We start from the raw sequence: 21720 nt of genomic DNA on the forward strand, positions 1-21720 counted from the left end.
AAGAAGGTATCGTGTTCGTTGAAAAGGGTTATTAATACCCGGTTAAAAACTACTTGTACAGTGCTTTCAACATTTGCTCGGCCACCAGCTGGTTGCCTTTGTCGTTGAGGTGCACGCCATCGGTGGTGAGGATATTCCTGTCCTTATTCTCGGGATTGTTGGCGAGGTTATAGTCCAGGAAAGCCTTGCGCAGGTCGATGAGGGCTACATTGTTCTTTTTCGCGATCTCGCGGATCATGGCGGCATACTTGTTCAGGTCGCCATCGAGTTCGTTGGTGTAATCGGTCTTTTCGCCGATCGCAGCCGGTGTACAGATCAGCACCTTGATGTTCTTTGCCTGCAATTTCTTGATGAGGGCATTGTAGAAACCTTCAAATTTATTGGCATCTGTACCAGTGCCCGATGTCTTTTTATGCCATACGTCGTTTACGCCTACCCAGATCACCACGGTAGTAGGGTTCTTAGCCAATACGTCGTCTTCCATACGCAGGTAAAGGTCATACACCTTGTTGCCGCCAATGCCGGCGCCAATCAGTTCGTCCTGTATGTTCTTTTGCTTCAGCAGATCGCCCAGTACGGTGATATAGCCGCCGGGCTTTACGCCAGCCTGCGTGATAGAATCACCGAAGAATACGATCTTTTGCTTTTGCTGAGGAAGTGTGAAGGCCATTAAAAAGGTAATGAGCGCAGAGATTACAAATACTTTTTTCATATGCTTGTGCTGTTGGGTGGCCAAAACTAATGGTTTTTGATGTTAAAAAGAAGCCGGGCAATTTGCCTTTCCTTACCTTATTTTGTATCCTAACGGATTAAATATATCGAAATGATGTCATGGCGTATCGCTTGGTTTTGCCTGCTGTTATTGCTGATTTCGGGGACATGGTGCCTGGCACAGGAGAAAGATACTACGCAGCACATTACCCCGGGGCGTCGTAACGCGGCCGCTCAACAGGCCAAACCCTATGTGATCCTCATCTCGGCCGATGGGTTCAGGTACAATTATGCCGATCAGTACCAGGCTGCCAACCTGTTGCGTTTAAGCAGCCGCGGTGTGCGGGCCGAATCGATGATCCCTTCCTTCCCGTCGCTCACCTTTCCCAATCATTATACGCTTGTCACCGGACTCTATCCTGCCCACCATGGCCTCGTCAACAATAATTTCTACGATCGCCGGCGCAAAGAGATCTATGCCCGGTCGAAGCCTGCCATTGCCGAAAACCCTTATTACTATGGCGGTAAACCGCTCTGGGTGCTGGCCGAGCAGCAACAATTGTTGTCGGCCTGCTTTTATTGGGTAGGCAGTGAAGTGGCCATCGATGGCACACAGCCTACCTATTACTACAATTACAACGAGATGATCCCGCTCGGCGATCGGTTGCAGACCGTCAAAAAATGGTTACAGCTTCCTGATGAACAGCGTCCTCATTTTATCACGTTCTATATGCCCGAGGTGGATCATGCCGGCCACAGTTATGGGCCCGATCATGCAGAAACGATCAAGGCCATCGGGGTCGTCGATAACGCTGTCGGGCAACTCATCGCCATGGTCGATTCGCTGGGCCTGCCCGTGAACTATGTTTTTGTGAGCGACCATGGGATGGCATCGGTGGATACGGTCAATACCATGCTGCCGCCCAAGGCCGATACCACGCAATGGGTTACCATTGCCGGTGATGTGCTCGTGAACTATTATGCCAGGGAGAAGGCCGATGTGATGGCTTTGTATAAGCAACTCAAGGCGTCGGCCAAAGGATACGATGTATACCTGCGCGATCAGTCGCCCGCTGCCTGGCATTATCGAAAAAAAGATGATCGTTATGATCGCATCGGCGATGTTTACCTGGTAGCACGTTATCCGCAGATATTTTCGTGGACCAATAAAAAGATCAATCCCGGCCGGCATGGCTTCGATCCCCGGGTGGTAAAAGATCTGAAGGCAAGTTTCATGGCCTGGGGGCCGGCGTTCAAGAAGGGTAAGGTGATCGGGTCATTCGAAAACATCCACGTGTATTCGTTGATTGTCCGCCTCCTCGGCCTCCAAATAAAAGAACCGGTGGACAGCAAGCCACCGGTTCTGCAACGATTATTGAGATAGTTATTTTTCAAACACCTTCTCGCCCTGTACAAACGTAGCCAGCACCTGTATGTGCAGGATATCTGCCGGCGCCGCTTTCAGCAGGTCCTTATCAGTAATGATGAAGTCGGCAAACTTACCGGCTTCGATACTTCCCTTTTCCTGTTCTTCGAAGTTGCTGCGTGCAGCCCAGATGGTCATGCCACGCAGGGCATTTTCGCGGGTAAGTGCATTCTCCATTTGATAACCTTTATCGGGCCACCCTTTGGCATCTTTACGCACTACGGCAGCATAGAATGTTTTCATTGGCGAAATATCTTCCACCGGAAAATCGGTACCCAGCGGTATCCAACCGTTCTGTTGCAGCAGGTCATTGAAGGCATACGCGCCCTTCACCCGTTCAGCACCGAGGCGGTCGCCCGCCCAGTACATATCGCTGGTTGCATGTGTGGGCTGTACAGAAGGGATCACACTGTATTGGCCAAAGAGCTGGAAGTCGTTTTTGTTTACCACCTGCGCATGTTCGATGCGCCAGCGGCGATCGTTCTTTCCTTGCAGGTATTTGCCATAGATGTTGAGGATGGCGCGGTTGCCCGAATCGCCGATGGCGTGGGTGCACATCTGGTAATCCTTTGCATAGAGCAGGTTGGCGACAGAGTCGAAGTGGGCAGGCTCGCTCAGCAAGAAGCCGCTCCAATGAGGTTTGTCGGTATATGGTTCCAGCAGGCAGGCGCCACGTGAACCCAGTGCGCCATCGGCATATACTTTAAAGGCGCGTACGTTGAGCCGGTCGGTCTTGATCTTTCCTTTGGCAAATATGTATTCGTAGTTCTTGCGTGCATCGCTTAGCATGGCATAGATGCGCATCTTCAATCCGCCGCTGCGTTGCATGCTGTCGATGAAGGTTACGGCTTCATGATCGAGGCCGCAATCATCCACCGTAGTGAGGCCGGCGGCAAAACAGTTTTGCTGAGCGGCCAGCAAACCTTTACTTACTTTTTCGGGGGTGGGCGATGGTATTTTAGACGATACCAGGTCGATGGCATTATCGACCAGGAGGCCCGTCAGTTTCCCGTTCTTTACTTCTACAGTGCCGCCGGTGAGGGTTTGACCTGCTTTGATGCCTGCCAGGTCGATAGCTGCCTGGTTCACGATGGCGGCGTGGCCGTCAATGCGACTCAACAATACTGGACGGCCGGCGAATAAGGTATTGAGTTGTTCATTGCTCGGAAATTCTTTCACGGCCCAGTCGTTCTGGTCCCACCCACGGCCAATGATCCAGCCTTCGGGGTTGGCAGTGGCAAATGCCTGTAGTTTTTGGATGATCTCTTCCCAGCTGGTGGTGCCTACCAGGTTGGCCGTTTGCAATCCCATGCCATATTGTAAGAAATGGGCGTGGGCATCGATCAGGCCGGGGTAAATGAACTTACCCTGGGCGTCTCTTTTTTCTTTGGCTTCGTATTGGGCCATCAGGTCGGCTGAGGTGCCGGTGGCGATGATCTTACCGTCTTTCACCGCCAACGCTTCGGCAGTACTGAAGGTGGAGTCGACAGTATACACCGTGGCATTGTACACGATGAGGTCGGCCTGTTTTTTAGGTTGGCAGGCGCCCAGTGCAGCAAGCAATAGGAGGCAGTAGGTCTTTCTCATGTTACTGATTGATCGGTTGTGCGTTTGATGAATGATGTGCGGCCGTTTTGGCTGTCTTGACCGGCAAGCATCAAATCTATGATTACCGGATAAATTTTTCTGGATGTTTGGTATGAAAGGAAGTCGCTTCCTGGAAAGCTTTGGCCACGGCCAGGATGGTCGCTTCATCGTACAGGTTGCCCAGCAGGGTAATGCTGGTAGGTAACCCGTTCTTGCCGAAGCCTACCGGGAATACCACCACGGGATGACCCGTGAGGTTGGTCATGGCCAGTTGATTACCGCCATAGGTGGGCAATATGATCACATCGTATTGTTTGGTGAATGCATTCAGGGCCTCTATCAACCGGTACCGGTGCCGGTTGGCATTGATGTATTCAACGGCCGGCACAAAACGAGAAACCCGGAAACTGTTGGGCCAAAAATTCTTGTCCTGCCGGCGAATGAGGTCGTCCTGGTGACTGCGGGTAAGTTCATCGAAAGCGGCGGCCGATTCGGAACTGATCACCACATCCATGATATTGAAAGGGTAAATGGTCGAGTCGGGAAAGTTGACCTCGCGGATCAGTGCCCCTGCATTGCGCAGCGTTTCCAATACACCCCATTGCGGGGCCGATGGAGAAAGGTTTTTGAAGTAATTGCCCGCATACGCGATACGCAATTGCGTAAGGTTCACTTTACCGGTATAATTGAAGGCGCGGTCGACGGCGCTGGCATCCTTGCCATCGGTGCCTTTGAGGTAATAGAATACAATCGCCGCATCTTCGGCGCTACGGCAAATGGGGCCGGCTTTGTCGAGGCTCCAGCTCAATACCATGGCGCCAGTACGGCTAACCGAACCGAAAGTGGGGCGCAGGCCGGTGGCGCCGCAGGTGTGCGAGGGCGATACGATGGAGCCCCAGGTTTCCGTGCCTATGGCAAAAGGCAGCAGCCCTGCTACCGTGGCCGATGCAGAACCTGCCGAGGAACCGCTCGATCCCTGCTGCAGGTTCCAGGGGTTGCGCGTGCGACCGCCAAACCACAGGTCGGCATAAGCCAGTTCGCCCAGCGAAAGTTTGGCGCACAATACGGCACCTGCTTTCTTTAGTTGCGTGTATACGAAAGCATCTTCATCGATCACCTGGTCTTTGTAGGGTACCGATCCCCAGGTGGTTTTATATCCTTTTACGGCAAACAGGTCTTTCAATCCATAAGGTATGCCATGCAGCGGACCTTTGTATTGTCCCTTGCGGATGGCCTCGTCTGCTTCCCGGGCCTGTTGTAAGGCCAGCTCGGGAGTAAGTGTGATCACGCACTCGAGGGTGTCGCCCCATTGGCGCAGCCGATCCAGGAAAAAGGTGGTGAGCGCTACCGAGCTGATCTTTTTGTTTTTGATGAGGGAGGCCAGCTGGGGGATAGAATAAAAGGCGAGTTCGTTCAAGTTGGCGGGCAATGCAACATTCGATGGGATATTCCAGCGAACACTTGCCTGCTTTACCGGTATGTTGAATCCCTGCGGTGCGGGATGAAAGGCGAAAGGGTAGGCCAGGTCGTTGGGTATCGTCAACTGGTGCATTCGCTGGTAATGGGTAAGGTTGTCATTGAGCCCTTCGACCATGGAATCTTTTTCGGCTGCGGTAAACTCCAGGTCGGTCAGGCGGGCTGCCTGCCCGATAGCCGCCGTATCTGCTTTGAGCTGTGCCTGTGCGGTACCCAATGCCAATAACGATAGAACCAATGAACAGTACTTCATCATGCCGGTAAATTTTTGTGAAGGGGGGAGGATGGGTGCTTAAAGATATTGGAAAATTACCATGCCCAATAAAAAACAGCGCCTTGCGGGCGCTGCTCTATAGGATCTTTTTGATGTGCATTAAATTCCGTGGAGGAACTGGGCCTGTATGTAATCGACTACGGCGGTGAGGCTTTGGGTTTGTTCAAACACCTTTAGTTGCCTGTCGGCCCCGGTGCCTTCTTCCATCATGCGGGCCACATAATTCACCGCGTGGCGGCTGCCCAGCGGATCCACTACATCGTCAATGAAGTCGAGCAATTCATAGATCAGTACACGGGCATTCACTTCTTCTTCCTTGCCAAAATCGATGAGGCGGCCGTCGATGCCATAGCGGCTTGCACGCCACTTGTTCTCGTTGATCAGCGCGCGGGAGTATTGAATGAAGTTGAGGTTCTGGTTACGCAGCTTGTAGATCTTGGCACACACGCCCTGGAACAGCGCCGCGATGGCGATGGTTTCCGATACGGTCATCGGTACATCGCAGATCCTGAATTCGACGGTGTTGAAGAAGGGGTGTACGCGAAGGTCCCACCAGATCTTCTTCGCATTATCGATGCAGTTGGTCTTCACCAGTAATTTGATGAAGTTGTCGTACGACTCGATCGAATCGAAGGTTTCCGGTATACCGGTACGGGGAAACTTGTCGAATACTTTTGTGCGGAACGACTTATACCCGGTTTGCCGGCCTTCCCAGAAGGGTGAGTTGGTACTGAGAGCATAGATATGCGGCAGGAAGTAACGCGTGCTGTTAGCGATATGGTTGGCCATTTCGCGGCTTTCCATGCCTACATGCACATGCAAACCAAAGATGAGGTTGCTGCGGGCAGCTTCCTGCAATTCGTTCACGATCTCGTTATAACGGGCATGATCGGTAATGAGCTGACTTTCCCAATGACTGAAGGGGTGGGTGCCGGAAGCGCCCATGCCATAACCTAGTTCGCCGGCGATGCCTGCCATGGTCTTGCGCAGGGTGCCTACATCGTGATAGGCATCGTCCACATTCTGGCAAATATCGGTGCCCACTTCTACTACGGCCTGGTGCATTTCGGCCTTCACTTTGTCTTTGATGACCTTTTGGCCTTCCGTCACGATGCGCTGTTCGTGGCTCTTCAGTTCACGGGTATTGGGATCCAGTACCATGTATTCCTCCTCGATGCCCAGCGTAAATTGCTTGTAGTTCGTATTTCCCATTGATCAGATTGAATAATTGGTTGACCCTGGTATTAAGCCAGGGGTTTTTTGGCTGCACTGTGTTTGATGTATTCACCCCAGGTGAGGTTGTCACGATCGGGTTTGTGGGCCAGGGCACGCTCGATGGCGTAGTTGGCGGCTGTTTCCACTACCCAGTTGAAATTGTCTTCGCCCACACTGGGCAGGTCTGCATCGGGTGCAGGATTGCAAAAGTCGATGGCGTACGGGATGCCGTCGCGCACGGCCAGTTCAACGGTATTGAAGTCATAACCGAGGTACTGGTTGATGCGCAGTACGATCTCTTCCATTTGCTTCAGCCTTTCGGGTGTGGGATGAAAATCGCTGGTGTAGCGCAGGTGATGCGGATTGCGCGGCTCGTATGGCATGATGCGTACATGCTTACCGCCGATGCAATAACACCGGTAATATTCTTCAAAGATAATCTCTTCCTGCAGCAGCATTACCAGTTGGCCGGTTTCTGTGTGCTTGTGGTAGAAATCATCCATATCGTGCAGTTTGTAAACATTCTTCCAGCCACCCCCTGCAAAAGGTTTCATATAGGCCGGAAAGCCTACGTATTTAAAGATGCCTTCCCAGTCGAGCGGGTAGGAGAGGTTGCTGAAGGATTGATCAGAAGTATCGGGTGGCAACTGATATGAGGGCAGGATCACCGTTTTGGGAACCGGCACACCGATCTTGACGGCCAGACAATTGTTGAAGAACTTTTCGTCGGCACTCCACCAGAAGGGGTTGTTGATAACTGCCGCGCCGCAGATCGCCGCATTTTTGAGGAAGGCGCGGTAAAAGGGTACGTCCTGCGAAATGCGGTCCAGGATCACGGCATATTCATCGGCAGCGCCCTGCACCACTTTGTCGATGCGCACCGGCTCGGCCGTCACTCCATTGATTCCCTTGCTGTTGATCCTTTCTACAAAGGCCATGGGGAATGACCTTTCCTTCCCGAAGAGAATGCCGATCTTTTTCATCTGTAATGATTTTATATGATTGAATAAGCGATATGGAATGCCGTCTGGCGTAAAGTACGCTCATCGAAATGCTGTGCCCGTCCTTTCATATGCGCTCGTTTTTAATGATCTATGCAGTGTGTGAAGTGTGTAAACCAAATTTATCTGAATGCAGGGGAAATACCAAATTAAGGTAGGCGCCGGGGTAATGGTGTCGATTGCGCAAGAGGGTTGTGTAGGTGAGGAGGCAACCGTCTTTAGCGGGCGGGTCGCGTAATTTTACGTGTTGGTCGCCCGAAAACACGGCCCAACCGTAGTGCAGGCTTTCGGATGCCTAAAATCCCTACTTTTGCCGCCGTATGCACACTGAGATTAGTACCGGCATCATGGTAGAGACCATTGCCTTGCCATCCGAACACCTGGGACGTACCGTAACTGTGAACTTTTATCAACCCCACCAAACCGCACAACCCGCAGCGTTAAGTCTGCTGCTGGTCAATGACGGACAGGACCTTGAAGCGATGGGATTTGATAAGATGCTCGGCTACCTGTCCGAAACCCGGCAAATAACCCCGCTGCTCGTAGCTGGTATTCATTGCGGTGAAGACCGTTTGAATGAATACGGCATGGCCATCGGTCCCGATTTTAAGGGCCGTGGCACCAAAGGCGCCGAATACCAACGATTTATACTGGAAGAATTGCTCCCTTTTATTTATGGTCATTTCAGGATCAGCGAATTCAAGGAAAGAGCCTACGCCGGTTTTTCACTGGGCGGACTGAGTGCCATGGATATTACCTGGAATCACCCGGAAGTGTTTTCGAAAGTGGGTGTGTTCTCCGGTTCGCTGTGGTGGCGTTCGAAAGACAAAGACGCGAAAGATTACAACGGCGATAAACACCGCATGATGCACCAGCAGGTGCGTGCGGGAGAGTATCATCCCGGTCAGCGTTTCTTCTTTCAATGCGGTACCCTCGATGAAACGGAAGACCGCAACAGGAATGGCGTGATCGATTCTATCGACGATACCATCGACCTGATGCGCGAACTGCTGCAGAAGGGATACCGGGACGGCAGAGACATGCAATACTTTCAATTGCAGAAGGGCAAACACGATGTGCCTACCTGGGCCAAGGCATTGCCTACCTTCCTGAAGTGGGGATTTAGAGGTCCGGGCGAAGAATAATCCAACGAAATAAATTACTACATAAAAAGAGCGGCCGTCTTCATACGAAGACGGCCGCTCTTTTTATACGGTGTATGCCTTATTGATTGAAGATATACCGCAGACCCAGTTGAATACCCCAGGTGCTCGCTGTGGTATAGGCTGGCTGATAACCTTGTTTGGGGTTAGCAGGGTTGAACGTGAACTTGGGCGTGTTCTTGTTGAATGCTTCATTGCCCGTGTTGTTGGAACTGCTGCCAGAAGTCGGTGTGCCGAGGATACCCATATCCTGGAATGTACCAAAAGTATATTGGTAACGATAGCCCCAATCATTGTTGAGCAGGTTGAGCGCATTGAGCAGGTCGATGCTGAACTGGATGGTATGCTTTCTGCCGCCAGCGCGGAAGTTATAGTCTTGCAATACGCGCAGGTCCAGACCATGTACCCAAGGCAGCAATGCACCATATTTCTCAATGTATTGGCCTTTATGCTTGCGCAGATACTTGTCGCTTTCAACAAAAGCGAAGAAGGCATCGCTTTGTTGTTGTGCCGTGTATATTTTCTGACTGGCACCACTGCCTACTTTGAAACCTTCTACGAACTGGATCTCAGAGGCATCTTTAGGAATATAGATGGCATCGTTGGTTTGTCCATCGCCGTTCACATCGCCGCCATACCGGTATGTATACCGTTCCTGTGGTTGCGCACTGTAATAGAGGCCGATGGTGGTTGCCGCCTTTCCGCCCCAGTAGTTGAAACGTTTAGAAGCATGCGCTACGATGCGATGCGGGATCGCATAGTTGGATGGCCCCTGATCGGGTTTGTTGGGGTTGAAGATGATGTTGTTGGTATTGAAACCGCTCGCGCTTTGGTCGCCGCTGCCGATCGCCACTTCTTCCGCCAGCGTCCAGGTATAAGCTAAACCAGCTTCCCAGTTGTTGGAGAAGGTCTTTTGGATCTGACCGGTCAGGGAGAAGCTATAGCCTTTGCTGGTGTTATCCAATACGATCATCTGAGCGATGTTGTCGTTCAGGCGGGTATTGTAATAGGGCCGCTTATCTGCGCCAGCCAGTGTGCCATTTTGAGCGCCCTGGTTAGCATTGCGGAAATAGGCATTATTTACCTGTTTGGTATAGATCGCTTCGAGGGTGAATACGTAGTTGCCGGCGAAACGTTTGTCCACCGCCAGGTTACTTCTCCATACCTGTGGCATCTTGAAGTCGTTCGCTACAGCGCTGTACGAAGGACGGCCCGAAGGGATGGCTGTTCCTACAGGTGGTATCTGGTTTTGAGGAGGAATATAGGTAGTTCTATCAGTGTTGTACTTGATCTTGGCGATGTCTACCGCATTGTCGGTACTGTTGAGGTTGTATTGTGCACGGATCACACCATTGTCACCTACCTGGTTAACCAACCAGATGAAGGGGATACGACCGGTGAAGAGACCGGTACCACCACGAACGATGATCGATTTGTCGCCTTGCACGTCATAGGTAAATCCAACGCGGGGAGAGAAGAGTGGCTTTTGGTCGGGCCATTTGCTCACGTCGAAATGCTCCGTGTTGCCGTTTTCGTCCTTAAAGGCAACTGCTTCCAGCGCTGGGTTCTTGGGCGGATCGTAAGGGTAGAAAGGCAGGTCTACACGCAGGCCATAAGTCAGCTTGAACTTGTTCGAGGGTGTCCACACATCCTGTGCATAAATGCCGAGTTGGTTGAATTTGGCTTCGGGTACTTTGATGCCCAAACGGTTGTTGGGGTCGTAGGCCACAGAGAAATGGGTAGGCGCTTTATTGTCGATGAAATCCTGCAAGGAAGCATAACGATAATAGCTGGGCCCTGCACCACCGGTGAAGGAGTTGGCGAATGACAACGCCTCGAAGCTAATGCCGCCAGTTACCGTGTGTTTGCCGAGGTTAACAGTCAGGTTATCTGCAACATTCAATGCTTTATCGCTGATGCTGTTCAGGTAAGAAAAGAGTTCGTTACCAAAAGAGATATATACGTTGCTGCCGCTCATGATATCTACGAAGGATACATTGCTGGCAGGGTCGCGCTTCAATTGGTTATCGGTATAAGATGCAATCAATTGGTTGGTGAACTTAGAGCTGAAATTGGAGTTCAGTTCCAATACGCCCGATTTAACTTCCACATTGTTCTTGAAATTGGAAGAGATATAGGCCATACCGCCAGTGCTTCCACCTCTGCGGCTATTGTTCACACGTGGTACCGGTGAGGCCGTGCTGGAAGCGTTGATCTGGTCATCGTCGTCGGTTGTAGACTGGGTATAACGCAGTGTTAAACGATGTTTGGAGGTGATGTTCCAATCGATACGGCCGAGTAACTTTTTGTTCTCGGTAGCGAAATCGTATCCCTGATAAACACCTGGGTCGAATTTATACGTAGTGATCAGGTGCTGCCTCAATTTATCCAGGTCGCTGGCCAATACAGCGGTGGCATTCGGGTTTTTGTCATCAGCGCTTGTTTTGGCTTCAAAGGTTTGACCCGGTTGTGTTCTTTTCTCCTGCTCGTAATTCACGAAGAAGAACAGCTTATCCTTGATGATCGGTCCGCCGATGCTGGCGCCATAGACTTTGGAAGATCTGTCAGGATTGGCGAACTCAGTTCCTTTTACTTTTTTGCCATTGAAGCTTTGGTCTCTGTAAAAACCATAAGCCGTACCGTACCAGTTGTTGGTACCACGGCGGGTAACCGCGTTGATACCACCACCCACGAAGCCGCTTTGCCGTACGTCGTAGGGAGCGATGTTCACCTGTACCTGATCGAGGGCATCAACAGAGATGGCCGACGATGCTCCGCCGGGCACCATGCCATCACCACTACGACCGAAGTTGTTGTTGAACAAGGAACCATCGATGGTAATGTTGTTGTAACGGTTATTCATACCGGCAAAACTGTTGCCGTTGGCCTGAGGGGTAAGGCGGGTAAGGTTGGTGAGGTTGCGCGATACGTTGGGCAGGTTTTGGATCTGCCTGTTGCTGATGTTCGTAGAAGCGCCCGTTTTAATGGTAGTGCTTCTGCGACCAGCGCTGATGGTTACTGACTGCAGCTCAACACCTGCTCCGCCCAATGTGGCTTGCAGATCGAATTTTTCACCCAGCGGTATATTGATATCGCTGCGGGTGAAATCGCTCATGCCAACATACGAAACTTTAACGGAATAAGGGCCACCGGGAGGAATATTGGCCACATCGAACTGACCACCGGTTCTGGTGATCACCGTGAATACGGATCCTGTAGGTTCATGTTTAAGGGTAACAGTTGCACCAACAAGGGGTTCTCCTTTGTCGGTTTTGATGATGCCGGTCATACTACTGGTGGTGACCTGCGCCACCACGTTCATACAGCTGACTATTGCCAGCATAAGACAGACAATGATCTTAGTGGATCTTCTCATATATGCGTGTTTATATTTTCCGGGCGCAAAGAAACAATGATCTGTTTCGCTGAGGGGGCAGGGGCCATTATCAAATAATTAATTCCCTCCTATAGCTGAGTTTCAGCCAGTGTTTCTGGGTATCATGAACAAGAAATCGGTGGAGAGTTTTCAGGGATCCAGGTTCTGTCCGTCTTTCGATGCGGCAAATGTAACAGAAAATCAAAGGAAAAGTTAAAATTGGATACACAGGTTATTCACAGCGCTGAGCAGCCAATTTCGATACCCAAACACCACAGTTTTTTGCACGAGCTAGATTTTCCGTAGCCCTATTATGGGCAAATGCAAACCTCAAAAAGCTGCATCATCACAATTGTATAATCTGCTATAAGCATTCAGCAACAGCAACCTTTTTCACCCGTGCGACGTTATATTATCTGACTGCCGTTTTCAGCTACCGCGGGCAGCCTTTGCAGGTGTCCGTGTGCCGTATCCGGCGGTCAACTTACAGGCGATCCGTCAGAAAGGTTCTGTGATGAGTTGAGTAGCTCTTAGGAATCAATAATTTAGCTTCGCTGAATGCGAAAGGGAAGGCTTGTATCTTGTACCTTAATTAGTAACTTTGCGTCAAATTTTTGCCCCATGCTCGATTCTATTGAAAGTGCGATAGAGGATATCAGAAACGGGAAAATGGTCATTGTTGTAGATGATGAGGACCGTGAAAACGAAGGAGATTTTGTTACGGCTGCCCGGAATGTGACCCCTGAGGTCATCAATTTCATGAGTAAGCATGGCCGTGGCCTGATCTGTGCCCCCATTCCGGAAGCCCGCTGCGAAGAATTGCAGCTTGGCCTCATGGTCAACAACAATACCGCGCTGCATGAAACGGCTTTCACCGTATCGATCGACCTGCTGGGGCATGGCTGCACGACCGGCATTTCTGCTCACGACCGCGCCAAGACCATCCAGGCGTTGATCAATCCCGATACAAAACCGGATGACCTCGGTCGCCCGGGACATATATTTCCCCTCCGTGCCAAGAAGGGAGGCGTTTTGCGCCGCGCGGGCCACACGGAAGCGACCGTAGACCTGGCACAGCTGGCCGGTTTTGAACCTGCCGGTGTACTGGTAGAGATCATGAACGAAGACGGCTCTATGGCACGCCTGCCCGAACTGCAGGAGATCGCCAAAAAGTTCGACCTGAAACTTATTTCCATCAAGGATCTTATTGAATACCGCCTTAAACAGGACAGCCTCATCGAAGAAGTGGTGCGGGTGGACATGCCTACTCAATACGGCCATTTTAAACTGGTGGCTTTCCGCGAAAAGATGAGCGGCGTCGAACACCTCGCACTGATCAAAGGCGAATGGAGACATGACGAACCCTTACTGGTAAGGGTGCACTCATCCTGTTTTACCGGCGATATCCTCGGTTCTATGCGTTGCGACTGCGGCGATCAGCTGCACAATGCCATGGAAATGGTGGAGAAAGAAGGTAAGGGCGTGATCCTGTACATGAACCAGGAGGGCAGGGGCATTGGACTCGTTAATAAACTCAAAGCGTATAAACTCCAGGAAAACGGATACGATACGGTAGAAGCCAACCTGCACCTCGGTTTCCCGATGGATAAACGTGATTATGGTATCGGTGCACAGATCCTGCGCGCGCTCGACGTGACCAAATTGCGCCTCATGAGCAATAACCCGAAGAAACGTGCTGGCCTGCTGGGTTATGGATTAGAGATCGTTGAGGCAGTACCTATCGAGATCTGTCCCAATCCACACAATGAAAAGTACCTCACTACCAAGCGTGATAAACTGGGTCACGAAATATTGAAAGGATAATTACACCGCAAGGTGAGTTAATAAATTGTCAGCCCCTTCTTCGGAAGGGGCTTTTTGTTGAATGCAGGGATGCGTCCGGCCAGGCCGGATCAACGAATCAGGTGTCCAACAATGTCAGGTTGAGAAGATGGTGAATTACCAGTCTAATTTTTGACGGAGTCGCCCTTGGTGCTGTCGGTAGCGGGCGTGGCCGGTGGCGTACTGGTGGCCTTCTTTTCCTGCAGTCTTTCCAATGCCTTCTCCCTTCTCTTCTTTTCACTGCGGAAGAGGTCGCCCAGGCGGTCGAAGTCGTGGCGGTAGCTGATACTGGCGCCCGAACGGTTTTGCCTTGCACCCACACCAGTAGAATAGTTATACGAGTCGCGGTAGAAGAAGGTGAGTACCACTTTACCATCGGCCCGCACTTTCCATTCGGCCGTTATATCGGGCAGGAATTGCAGGTTCTGGGTAGCCTGCACCTGTTGAGAACTCAATCCAAAATCAAGCGCACTACCAAACGTGAAGGTGAGCCGTTCATTGAGGAAGCTCTTACCAATGTTGAAGTTGAGGTTGGTACGGTCTATATTGAACTTGTTGTTGTTCACATTGTCGATGAAGTTCGACCCACTGTACATCTGTGCGTTGAAGTTCACTTTAATGCTCTTGTCGTTGAATATCTTCTGGAAGATATTGGAGAACTGTTTGCTGAGTGTATTCGACAGGATACCTGATATACTGTTGATCACTACCCCTTCAATGGCCAGGTTAGCCAATGATCCCTGATTGCTGGAGGTAGACAACGGTCCAAAACTGTTGAATACGATGAGGAAGGCCACCTGTTTGTTCAGCTCGTTGGGGTCGTTCTGGATACGCTGCAGGATGGCGAGTGCATCGGCATCGTTCTTCAGGGTACTGTTCTGCGGCAGCTCGATCTGGAAACTGATATCGGGCTGCATCAGCTTATTCTTCAGGGTGGCCACTACCACCACTTCACCACGGTATTTGCGCACGTTGTTGTTAATGCCTGCACTCGCATCTGTACCGGAAGTAAGCGAGAAGGCATCGAGTCCGAGATCACTGAAGCGTACTTGCTCTGCCCGGTATTCTGCATCGATCTTGATGGTGGCTCCGTAGGGATCGCCCTGCCATTGAATATAGTTGCCCGAATTGGGACGAAGTGTAAACGGCTTACGCAACAACGACTGGAAGTTGAAATTGTAATATCCGCGGTCGATATCGTAACGGCCGTTGAGGGTGAAGTCGCCGTCGGTGCTGGCTTTCATCTTCAGGTTGCCACGGCCCGTAGCTTCGATGATATCGCCCGTGAGTTCGTCGAGGATCACGTACATTTTTATGTAGTTGTTGGCAGCCACATCGAGGTTCACGTGCAGGTTACTTTCCTGGAAGCTCTTGGGCTGCTGCATCTCACGGCCATATACCTTCCACGTGATATAGTCCGTTTCACCGGCATGCGAGGAGTTGTCGGACCGGATGTACAGCTTGGAGCTATCAGCCGGTTCGCCCTTGATATCCATCTGCATGTCTTCCAGCCTGTCTTTCAGGGTCAAGTTCACTTTGGCGAATACCGTACCGAAGAAGGGGTCTTTACCGGTACCGTTTGTTGCCAGTACGAGCAGTTTGTTGCTGGTTAAGGCAAAATCAAAGTAGAGGTCGTCAAAGCCGCGGTGCTTCAATATGCCCCTGCTCAAGCTTCCGGTATTGCCGTATTCGTCCTTGATGGCGAAGCTGCCAAAATTGATATGGTCTTCCTTGAACTCGAAAGTGGCGGACGGTATTTTGTACAGTACGTTGGTATAGTTTACGCGCAGCTGGCCATCGCGCAGCTGCACGCGACCCAGGTACTTGAGATCGTTGGTAGGCCCGGTGATGCGCAGGTTGCCGGTAGCCAGGCCATCGAGGTCTTTGAATACGCCCGACAGGTATTTTTCCAGCACATGGATCTTCGTGTCTTTGAAATTGCCCGTAAGGTCGAGCGGCACGAGGCCATTGGTGCTATCGCTGAGGTTGTACATCCCGGCGACGTCGAATACATAATCCTTGTTGTTCGACAGGGCCGAGAAATTGATCACTTTGCTGCGTTGGTTGTAATTGGCATTGAGCTGCACCCGCCCCAGCGAGTCGTTGTCGAGCCTGAACTGCTCGGCCTCGCCGTTCATATCCACCTGTATCTTGCCAAACGGATCCATGATATCGATATTGGCATTCAGCAATCCTTCGAGGCGGGTGGTGGAGGTGATATAGGGAGCAAAGTCGCCGATGTTGACGCGGGTCATCGCTACCTTGATATCGTTGGTATTGCCAATGTCGGATGGTTGCGTAGTAACCAGTATTTCCTGGTCGGCGTTGTGGATCTTCACCCCGTCGGCTGTTACGAGCTCCTTGCTCAATACCAGTTCGCCATCTTTATCGATCACCCAGTTCTTGCCATTCACATCGAACTTCGATTCATTGAATACAATGCGCACACCATTGGGCATGGTTTGTACCCGCGCCGCCAGGTTGGCTGAGTTGAGGGTCTGACTGGCACTGGTTTTCAGGGTGATGTCCGATACATCATTGGCCGACCGGATACTGATGGTAGAGCCTGGAAAGTGCAGGCTGTCGTTGATGTATACATCGGCAATGGAGTTCTCGAGCGAGAGACTGTCGAGGTCGCCGATGCCTTTCAGGGCAACATTGTAGAAGGCTATATTGCGGTAGCTGAACTGAGGTACTTCCACGTTCAGGTCGAGCATGTTCTCTTTGGTATTGATACGGCCGGTTACCGTACTGTAGTTGAAGCCGCTGAGGTTCTTGTCGAAGAAGTCGATGTACTCGTCTACCTTTTTGGTAGTAATGACGAAGCTGAAATTCTCGTCGGACTGAATGGCGCGCGCTTCTTTGATATAACTCGGATAGTATTTGTTGAGGAAGGTGCGGAATGATGAGGGCAGGTCGAGGATGGAAAACTGACCCACCAGTGCTGCGTCGAATTCATTGCTGAGTACGGTGATCACCTTGTTGGTACCCATGGTCTTCGACTCGACATTGAGCGAGTCGAAAGAGATACGTTTTCCCTTCTTGAAGATCGAAGCTTCATACACGCGTGCTGTACCGAGGAAGTTATCGATGTTGTTGCCGCTGAAATTAAAGCGGAACTTACCGGTAAGTTCCACGCTGTCTGTCACGAGCTTGATGTTCTTGAGATCGGCTTTGGTGATATTGGCATCGAAGTTGAACTCCGGAATGTCTTTACTAAGGTCGACCAGACCGTTGAGCTGCAATTGCAGGTTGGGGTCGTTGGATGTCAATTCTCCATTGAACAGGCGCTTGGCCACAGTGCCCTTTACGTCGATATTCTGGTAGGTATACCCTTTTACCTCGAGCGATTTGATGGAGCCATCGATCTTGGCGTTGAGGCTGTTGGCCTTCATACCAATACCGTATACCCCGCCGGCAAAACTGATCTTGCCTATCTGTGCTACATCTACAAACTGACCGAGGTTGAAACTATCTGTACGTAGTTTACCGGAATAGGAGGGAGACCCTTTCTCGGGAAACTTCATGTTGAGGTCACTGATGATGGTGCCGAGGTTGGTACGGATCGTACCATAGGTTACGAAGTCGTTGACGAAACCGGTAAAGTTACCTTTGAAGTGGAGGTACTCGAGTTTGTCGACGCGTGGTTGCTGTACCTGTTTCAGCTGGGGCACGATGATCACGGCATCGGCGTACGTGGTGCGGAAATCGTGTGCCACGAAGTCGATGAAGGTGTTATTGATATCGGGCAGGCCCTTGATGCTGATATCGCCGTTGAGGTAAGAGTTCTTGCCGGCTTCGATGACGAGCTTGCGGGCGTTGAGGTTTTCAACGGGGCCTTTGATCCTGCCGCTGATGCGGATCTTCTTTTTCCAGTTCTGCATATCGGGTGCAAAAAAGGCGATGTCATCACTATCGAGGTCTGCTTCGTTGAAATTGGCTTCCATGCGCACCTTCGATACGAAATCGGCCATGTCGTCGAAGGTATCGTACCGCATGGCGAAGAAGTTGTGTAAGTGGCTGCGGTTGGTGAGCAGGTCGAGCTGGTGGAACTCCATGGCTTCGGGGTGAAACCTGAAGTTGGCGTTCAGTCTCTTCACAATGAGGCCTCCGCGCTCCTTGGTTGAGAGCTGCATGATGGCCGTGATGGAATCCTGCTTAAAGGCCACGTTGCGGAAAGTGGCATTGATATCGCTGAACTTGATGCGGTTCTCATCGAACCAGGCGACTGGCGCCTCGTCGGATTCGCGGTCACTGCGGAAGATGCCTTTGTGCAGCTTCACTTCGTTGATGGTGATGTTCCAGTTGCCGGGGTTCCAGCGCAGGTTATTGGGATCGTTGGTGTAAACGGTGTCGATGTCTTTTGGCCGCAGCGAATCGGGCCTGTTGCCGGCATAGTTGTAGATCGTAAATACCGGCTGGTCGATATCGATGGTATTGACGCGCACCTGTCGCTGCTGCACGTCGAGTTTATCGGCATCGAGGCGGAAGCTGCCAAATTGCAGGTGCATGTCTTCCCCCCGCCAGCCATCGCGTTGCAGGAGGGCTACGTTGTCGAGCTCTACTTTTTTAAGATCGAGGTCGATGCTGCTCTTTTTGGTAAGGGTGTCTTTGGGGCCGCCACCGAAATAATCGGCCAGGAAACGGTAGTTCCAAATGGAATCCTGCCTTTGCAGGTGGATCACGGCATCCTGCAGGCCGATGTATTTAAGCTCGATGCGGTCTTTGAAGAAGAACCAGTCGGTGATATTCACTTTCACGGCGCCGGCGTACAGGAGGGTGTCCTGCTGGCGGTCTTTGACCAGCGTGCCTTCCAGCATCATTTTATTAAACAGGGCGAAGTCGACATGCTTGATCTCAACGGTCGTATTGAGGTCTTTCGAGAGGCGTTTGGTGACCTGGTGTACCAACCAGTTCTGTACGGGAGTAGTTTGGATGGCCATCCATGCCAGCAAGATCAGGGCGATCAGCACCAGCAACACGGTCCGGGATATTTTCCAAAACTTTCTCAGGAAGTATGTATTCGGGTTGTAAAATTAGGTATTCCCCATTGCTGAGCAAATTCAGTACCAACGAATTGAAATGAATTGGTAAATATCGGCTTTCGGACCGGGTTAACAATCCACACCCAACCCACAGTGGGCCCGGCGGCGTACGGTGTTTACCTGTTTTCCCCCTTTGGGAATGCTTTCGGTTCGGGGTCGTCAGGCTGATAAGCTTTCTCCCGCTTTACTGCTTACCCCAGTTCACATTCGCCGGGTCCTTGATGCCTTCGCCGGCATTGTAGTCGGCCGATTTGCCGGGCTCAATGGAGAGGCTTTTCCATTGCTGGTCTTTGATCATACGGCCGATATAGACGATCTGGCCCACATGATAAGGATAGTGGGAGAGCTGCCGGTTGATGGCGTCGATGACGATGAGCGGTTCCTGGCGAATGGTGATGGTCTTGAGCAGGTCGGCTTCGGTGAGGGACTCGAGCGCGCCCAGGAAGCAGGCCCATCCTTCTTCCCATTTGTCAAGCAATTGAATTTTCGTGTGGGAGATCACACCAAATTCTTCATCCCGCTGGCGCCATGGTTTTTCGCCGTCTTCGGTGAGGAAGTTTGTCCACCGGCTGAGCATATTGCCATGCAGGTGTTGGATAATCACGGCGATGCTGTTGGAAGCGGGATTGGGTTGAAAGAGAAAGTCTTTTTCTTCGAGTTGTTCGAAGGTGCGTTCGCCGAGCGATTTATAGTAGCGGAGGCGCTTGATGGCGCTCGATAAAAAGGTGGTCCCTACAGATGCTTGCATGGCTACAATGTTTGTCCACAAATGTAGGAAGAAGCGGCGGGTGCGGCGGGGGAGCATTCTCCAAAAAAATGGTAAACCTGCTCCGCCGCACCCGCCACAACGTTTTAATAGCCGGCAGCGTGATCATCGCCCCGCTTGTCACCCACGGCTTCGAAGCTGCCGTTGGGCAATATGCGGATCACTTCCGTGCGACCGATCGCATTACGCACCGTTACTTTATATCCCATCTTTTGCAATTGCTCACGTACGTCTTGCGGGAAATCCTTCTCTACCATGATCTCGTCGGGCAGCCACTGGTGGTGGAATTTGGGCTTGTTTACCGCGTCATCGGCATTCATGCCAAACTCGAGTATGTTGACCAGTGTCTGGAATACCGAGGTGGTGATGGTGGTGCCACCCGGTGTGCCGGCCACGATATAAGGTTTACCATCTTTCAATACTACTGTAGGCGTCATGGAACTCAACATGCGCTTGCCCGGTACAATGGCATTGGCGTCGCCGCCTACTGCTCCGTACATATTGGGTACGCCGGGCTTTACGCTGAAGTCGTCCATCTCATTGTTAAGGAAGAAACCGGCGCCGCCTACGACCGTCTTGCTGCCATAACCACCATTGAGGGTAGTAGTGACCGATACGGCATTGCCTTCGTGGTCATAAACGCTGAGATGCGTTGTTTCTTCGCTTTCGGGAACAATGCCTGCCTGTACGGCTGCGCTGGTGCCGGCTTTGGCAGGGTCGTAGTCCCTCATCCTTTCTTTGGCATACGCATCGCTGGTAAGCGTCTTCACCGGTACTTTGAAGAAATCTACATCGCCCAGGAATTTTGCGCGGTCGGCATAGGCACGGCGTTCTACTTCCGTCATCAGTTGCACCGATTGCAAGGTTTGGAATCCGTAACTTTTGATGGGCTTGTCTTCGATCATCTTCATCATTTGCGGCAACAGTACGCCGCCGCTGCTGGGCAGGGGCATGGTAACGATGGTGTAGCCTTTGTAGTCGAATACCGAAGGCTGCCGGTCGCTCGCTGCATAATTCTTCAGGTCTTCGTAACTGATGATGCCCTTTCCGCGCTGCATTTCTTCTACGATAAGCCTGGCTGTTTCTCCTTCATAAAAACCCGCCTTTCCTTTGTCGCGTATGCGCTTGAGGGTATTGGCCAGGTCTTTCTGCACGAGGGTGTCGCCGGCTTTCCAGGGTGTTGCTTTTACAAAGGCGGGTGTTACGGTATTGTATTTGACGAAAGCTTCGCGGCTGCGGTTGAGGTCGGCCGCTTCATCGGCCGTGATCACATAACCAAACTCCGCCAGGTCGATGGCAGGCTGTATGAGTTTTTTGAAGGGCAGTTTGCCATGTGGCGCGGCGGCGAACAAGCCGGCCACCGTGCCGGGTACGCCGGCTGCGAGGTGCCCATTCACACTGAGGCTGGTGATGGCATTGCCATCTTTATCAAGATACATATCCCGGGTCGCTTTGCCGGGTGCTTTTTCGCGGTAGTCGAGGGTAAGGTTCTTGCCGCCGGAGAGGTGTGCTACGAGGAACCCGCCGCCGCCGATATTGCCGGCTGCAGGGTATACGACGGCCAGCGCCAGCTGGGTAGTGATAGCGGCGTCGATCGCATTGCCGCCCATCTTCATGATGGCGAGGCCCGCTTCGCTGGCCAGCGGATGCGCCGATACGACGGCTGCATGGGTGCCGGTCACTTTTTTATTGATCGTGTATTGATACGGATTGACATGCTTGCTGCTTATAACCTTTCGGTTACCTGAACAGGATGCCGCCAGTGCTGCTACCAGTAATATATAAGTGTTGATTTTGATCATGAAAAGCTGTTGGGTTGGGGGTAAAAATACCAAAGC

12 protein-coding genes are annotated in these 21720 nt (G+C 51.6%); 3 read left to right on the forward strand and 9 right to left on the reverse strand.

The window, feature by feature from the left end:
- Positions 1-49 precede the first annotated feature (49 nt).
- Positions 50-712 (reverse strand): SGNH/GDSL hydrolase family protein, encoded by a 663-nt coding sequence (locus P2H89_RS17290; RefSeq protein ID WP_275829108.1) that lies wholly within the window; start codon positions 710-712, stop codon positions 50-52.
- Positions 713-823: 111 nt separating this feature from the next.
- Between P2H89_RS17290 and P2H89_RS17295 the strand changes: the two genes are divergently transcribed.
- A complete protein-coding gene (locus P2H89_RS17295) occupies positions 824-2095 on the forward strand; it encodes an ectonucleotide pyrophosphatase/phosphodiesterase (protein ID WP_275829110.1) in 1272 nt (423 codons plus the stop codon).
- Here P2H89_RS17295 and P2H89_RS17300 read toward each other — a convergent pair whose 3' ends face one another.
- The 4 genes from P2H89_RS17300 to P2H89_RS17315 form a co-directional block, all read right to left on the reverse strand.
- Positions 2096-3724, reverse strand: coding sequence for an amidohydrolase (locus P2H89_RS17300; RefSeq protein ID WP_275829112.1), 1629 nt, complete (start codon positions 3722-3724; stop codon positions 2096-2098).
- An 82-nt stretch (positions 3725-3806) separates the two neighbouring features.
- Positions 3807-5456, reverse strand: coding sequence for an amidase (locus tag P2H89_RS17305; RefSeq protein ID WP_275829114.1), 1650 nt, complete (start codon positions 5454-5456; stop codon positions 3807-3809).
- 117 nt (positions 5457-5573) lie between these two features.
- The gene (locus tag P2H89_RS17310) at positions 5574-6686 is read right to left on the reverse strand and encodes a carboxylate-amine ligase (protein WP_275829116.1); all 1113 of its coding nucleotides are present in this window, start codon (positions 6684-6686) and stop codon (positions 5574-5576) included.
- A 32-nt stretch (positions 6687-6718) separates the two neighbouring features.
- Entirely contained in the window at positions 6719-7672 is a 954-nt protein-coding gene (locus tag P2H89_RS17315; RefSeq protein ID WP_275829118.1) for a hypothetical protein, read from the reverse strand.
- Positions 7673-8010: 338 nt separating this feature from the next.
- On the opposite strand from P2H89_RS17315, the gene P2H89_RS17320 reads away from it, so the two are divergent.
- Positions 8011-8835: an alpha/beta hydrolase-fold protein gene (locus P2H89_RS17320; RefSeq protein WP_275829120.1), complete on the forward strand. Its 825-nt coding sequence runs from the start codon at positions 8011-8013 to the stop codon at positions 8833-8835.
- A gap of 79 nt (positions 8836-8914) precedes the next feature.
- Here P2H89_RS17320 and P2H89_RS17325 read toward each other — a convergent pair whose 3' ends face one another.
- On the reverse strand, positions 8915-12229 hold the full coding sequence (locus P2H89_RS17325; RefSeq protein WP_275829122.1) for a carboxypeptidase regulatory-like domain-containing protein: 3315 nt from the start codon (positions 12227-12229) through the stop codon (positions 8915-8917).
- Positions 12230-12850: 621 nt separating this feature from the next.
- Between P2H89_RS17325 and P2H89_RS17330 the strand changes: the two genes are divergently transcribed.
- Complete coding sequence (locus P2H89_RS17330; RefSeq protein ID WP_275829124.1) at positions 12851-14053, forward strand: bifunctional 3,4-dihydroxy-2-butanone-4-phosphate synthase/GTP cyclohydrolase II; 1203 nt, start codon at positions 12851-12853, stop codon at positions 14051-14053.
- A 143-nt stretch (positions 14054-14196) separates the two neighbouring features.
- On the opposite strand, the gene P2H89_RS17335 is transcribed toward P2H89_RS17330, so the two are convergent.
- The 3 genes from P2H89_RS17335 to ggt all read right to left on the reverse strand — a co-directional run bounded on the left by P2H89_RS17335 (position 14197) and on the right by ggt (position 21684).
- Positions 14197-19053: a translocation/assembly module TamB domain-containing protein gene (locus tag P2H89_RS17335; protein ID WP_275829126.1), complete on the reverse strand. Its 4857-nt coding sequence runs from the start codon at positions 19051-19053 to the stop codon at positions 14197-14199.
- Between the two features lie 247 nt (positions 19054-19300).
- Complete coding sequence (locus P2H89_RS17340; protein WP_275829128.1) at positions 19301-19864, reverse strand: DUF1572 family protein; 564 nt, start codon at positions 19862-19864, stop codon at positions 19301-19303.
- A gap of 104 nt (positions 19865-19968) precedes the next feature.
- Positions 19969-21684 carry a gamma-glutamyltransferase gene (gene ggt, locus P2H89_RS17345; RefSeq protein ID WP_275829130.1) on the reverse strand — a complete coding sequence of 572 codons (1716 nt, stop codon included), beginning with the start codon at positions 21682-21684 and terminating at the stop codon, positions 19969-19971.
- Positions 21685-21720 lie beyond the last annotated feature (36 nt).

The organism is Paraflavitalea sp. CAU 1676 (assembly GCF_029223285.1).
In the GTDB taxonomy this organism is placed as follows: domain Bacteria; phylum Bacteroidota; class Bacteroidia; order Chitinophagales; family Chitinophagaceae; genus Paraflavitalea.

What these genes read in the sequence shown, in the direction of transcription:
- P2H89_RS17295 (WP_275829110.1), top strand. Translation starts at nt 824, where the DNA reads ATGATGTCATGGCGTATCGCTTGGTTTTGCCTGCTGTTATTGCTGATT.
- P2H89_RS17340 (WP_275829128.1), bottom strand. Translation starts at nt 19,864, where the DNA reads ATGCAAGCATCTGTAGGGACCACCTTTTTATCGAGCGCCATCAAGCGC.
- P2H89_RS17305 (WP_275829114.1), bottom strand. Translation starts at nt 5,456, where the DNA reads ATGATGAAGTACTGTTCATTGGTTCTATCGTTATTGGCATTGGGTACC.
- P2H89_RS17315 (WP_275829118.1), bottom strand. Translation starts at nt 7,672, where the DNA reads ATGAAAAAGATCGGCATTCTCTTCGGGAAGGAAAGGTCATTCCCCATG.
- P2H89_RS17310 (WP_275829116.1), bottom strand. Translation starts at nt 6,686, where the DNA reads ATGGGAAATACGAACTACAAGCAATTTACGCTGGGCATCGAGGAGGAA.
- P2H89_RS17325 (WP_275829122.1), bottom strand. Translation starts at nt 12,229, where the DNA reads ATGAGAAGATCCACTAAGATCATTGTCTGTCTTATGCTGGCAATAGTC.
- P2H89_RS17290 (WP_275829108.1), bottom strand. Translation starts at nt 712, where the DNA reads ATGAAAAAAGTATTTGTAATCTCTGCGCTCATTACCTTTTTAATGGCC.
- P2H89_RS17330 (WP_275829124.1), top strand. Translation starts at nt 12,851, where the DNA reads ATGCTCGATTCTATTGAAAGTGCGATAGAGGATATCAGAAACGGGAAA.
- P2H89_RS17320 (WP_275829120.1), top strand. Translation starts at nt 8,011, where the DNA reads ATGCACACTGAGATTAGTACCGGCATCATGGTAGAGACCATTGCCTTG.
- P2H89_RS17300 (WP_275829112.1), bottom strand. Translation starts at nt 3,724, where the DNA reads ATGAGAAAGACCTACTGCCTCCTATTGCTTGCTGCACTGGGCGCCTGC.
- ggt (WP_275829130.1), bottom strand. Translation starts at nt 21,684, where the DNA reads ATGATCAAAATCAACACTTATATATTACTGGTAGCAGCACTGGCGGCA.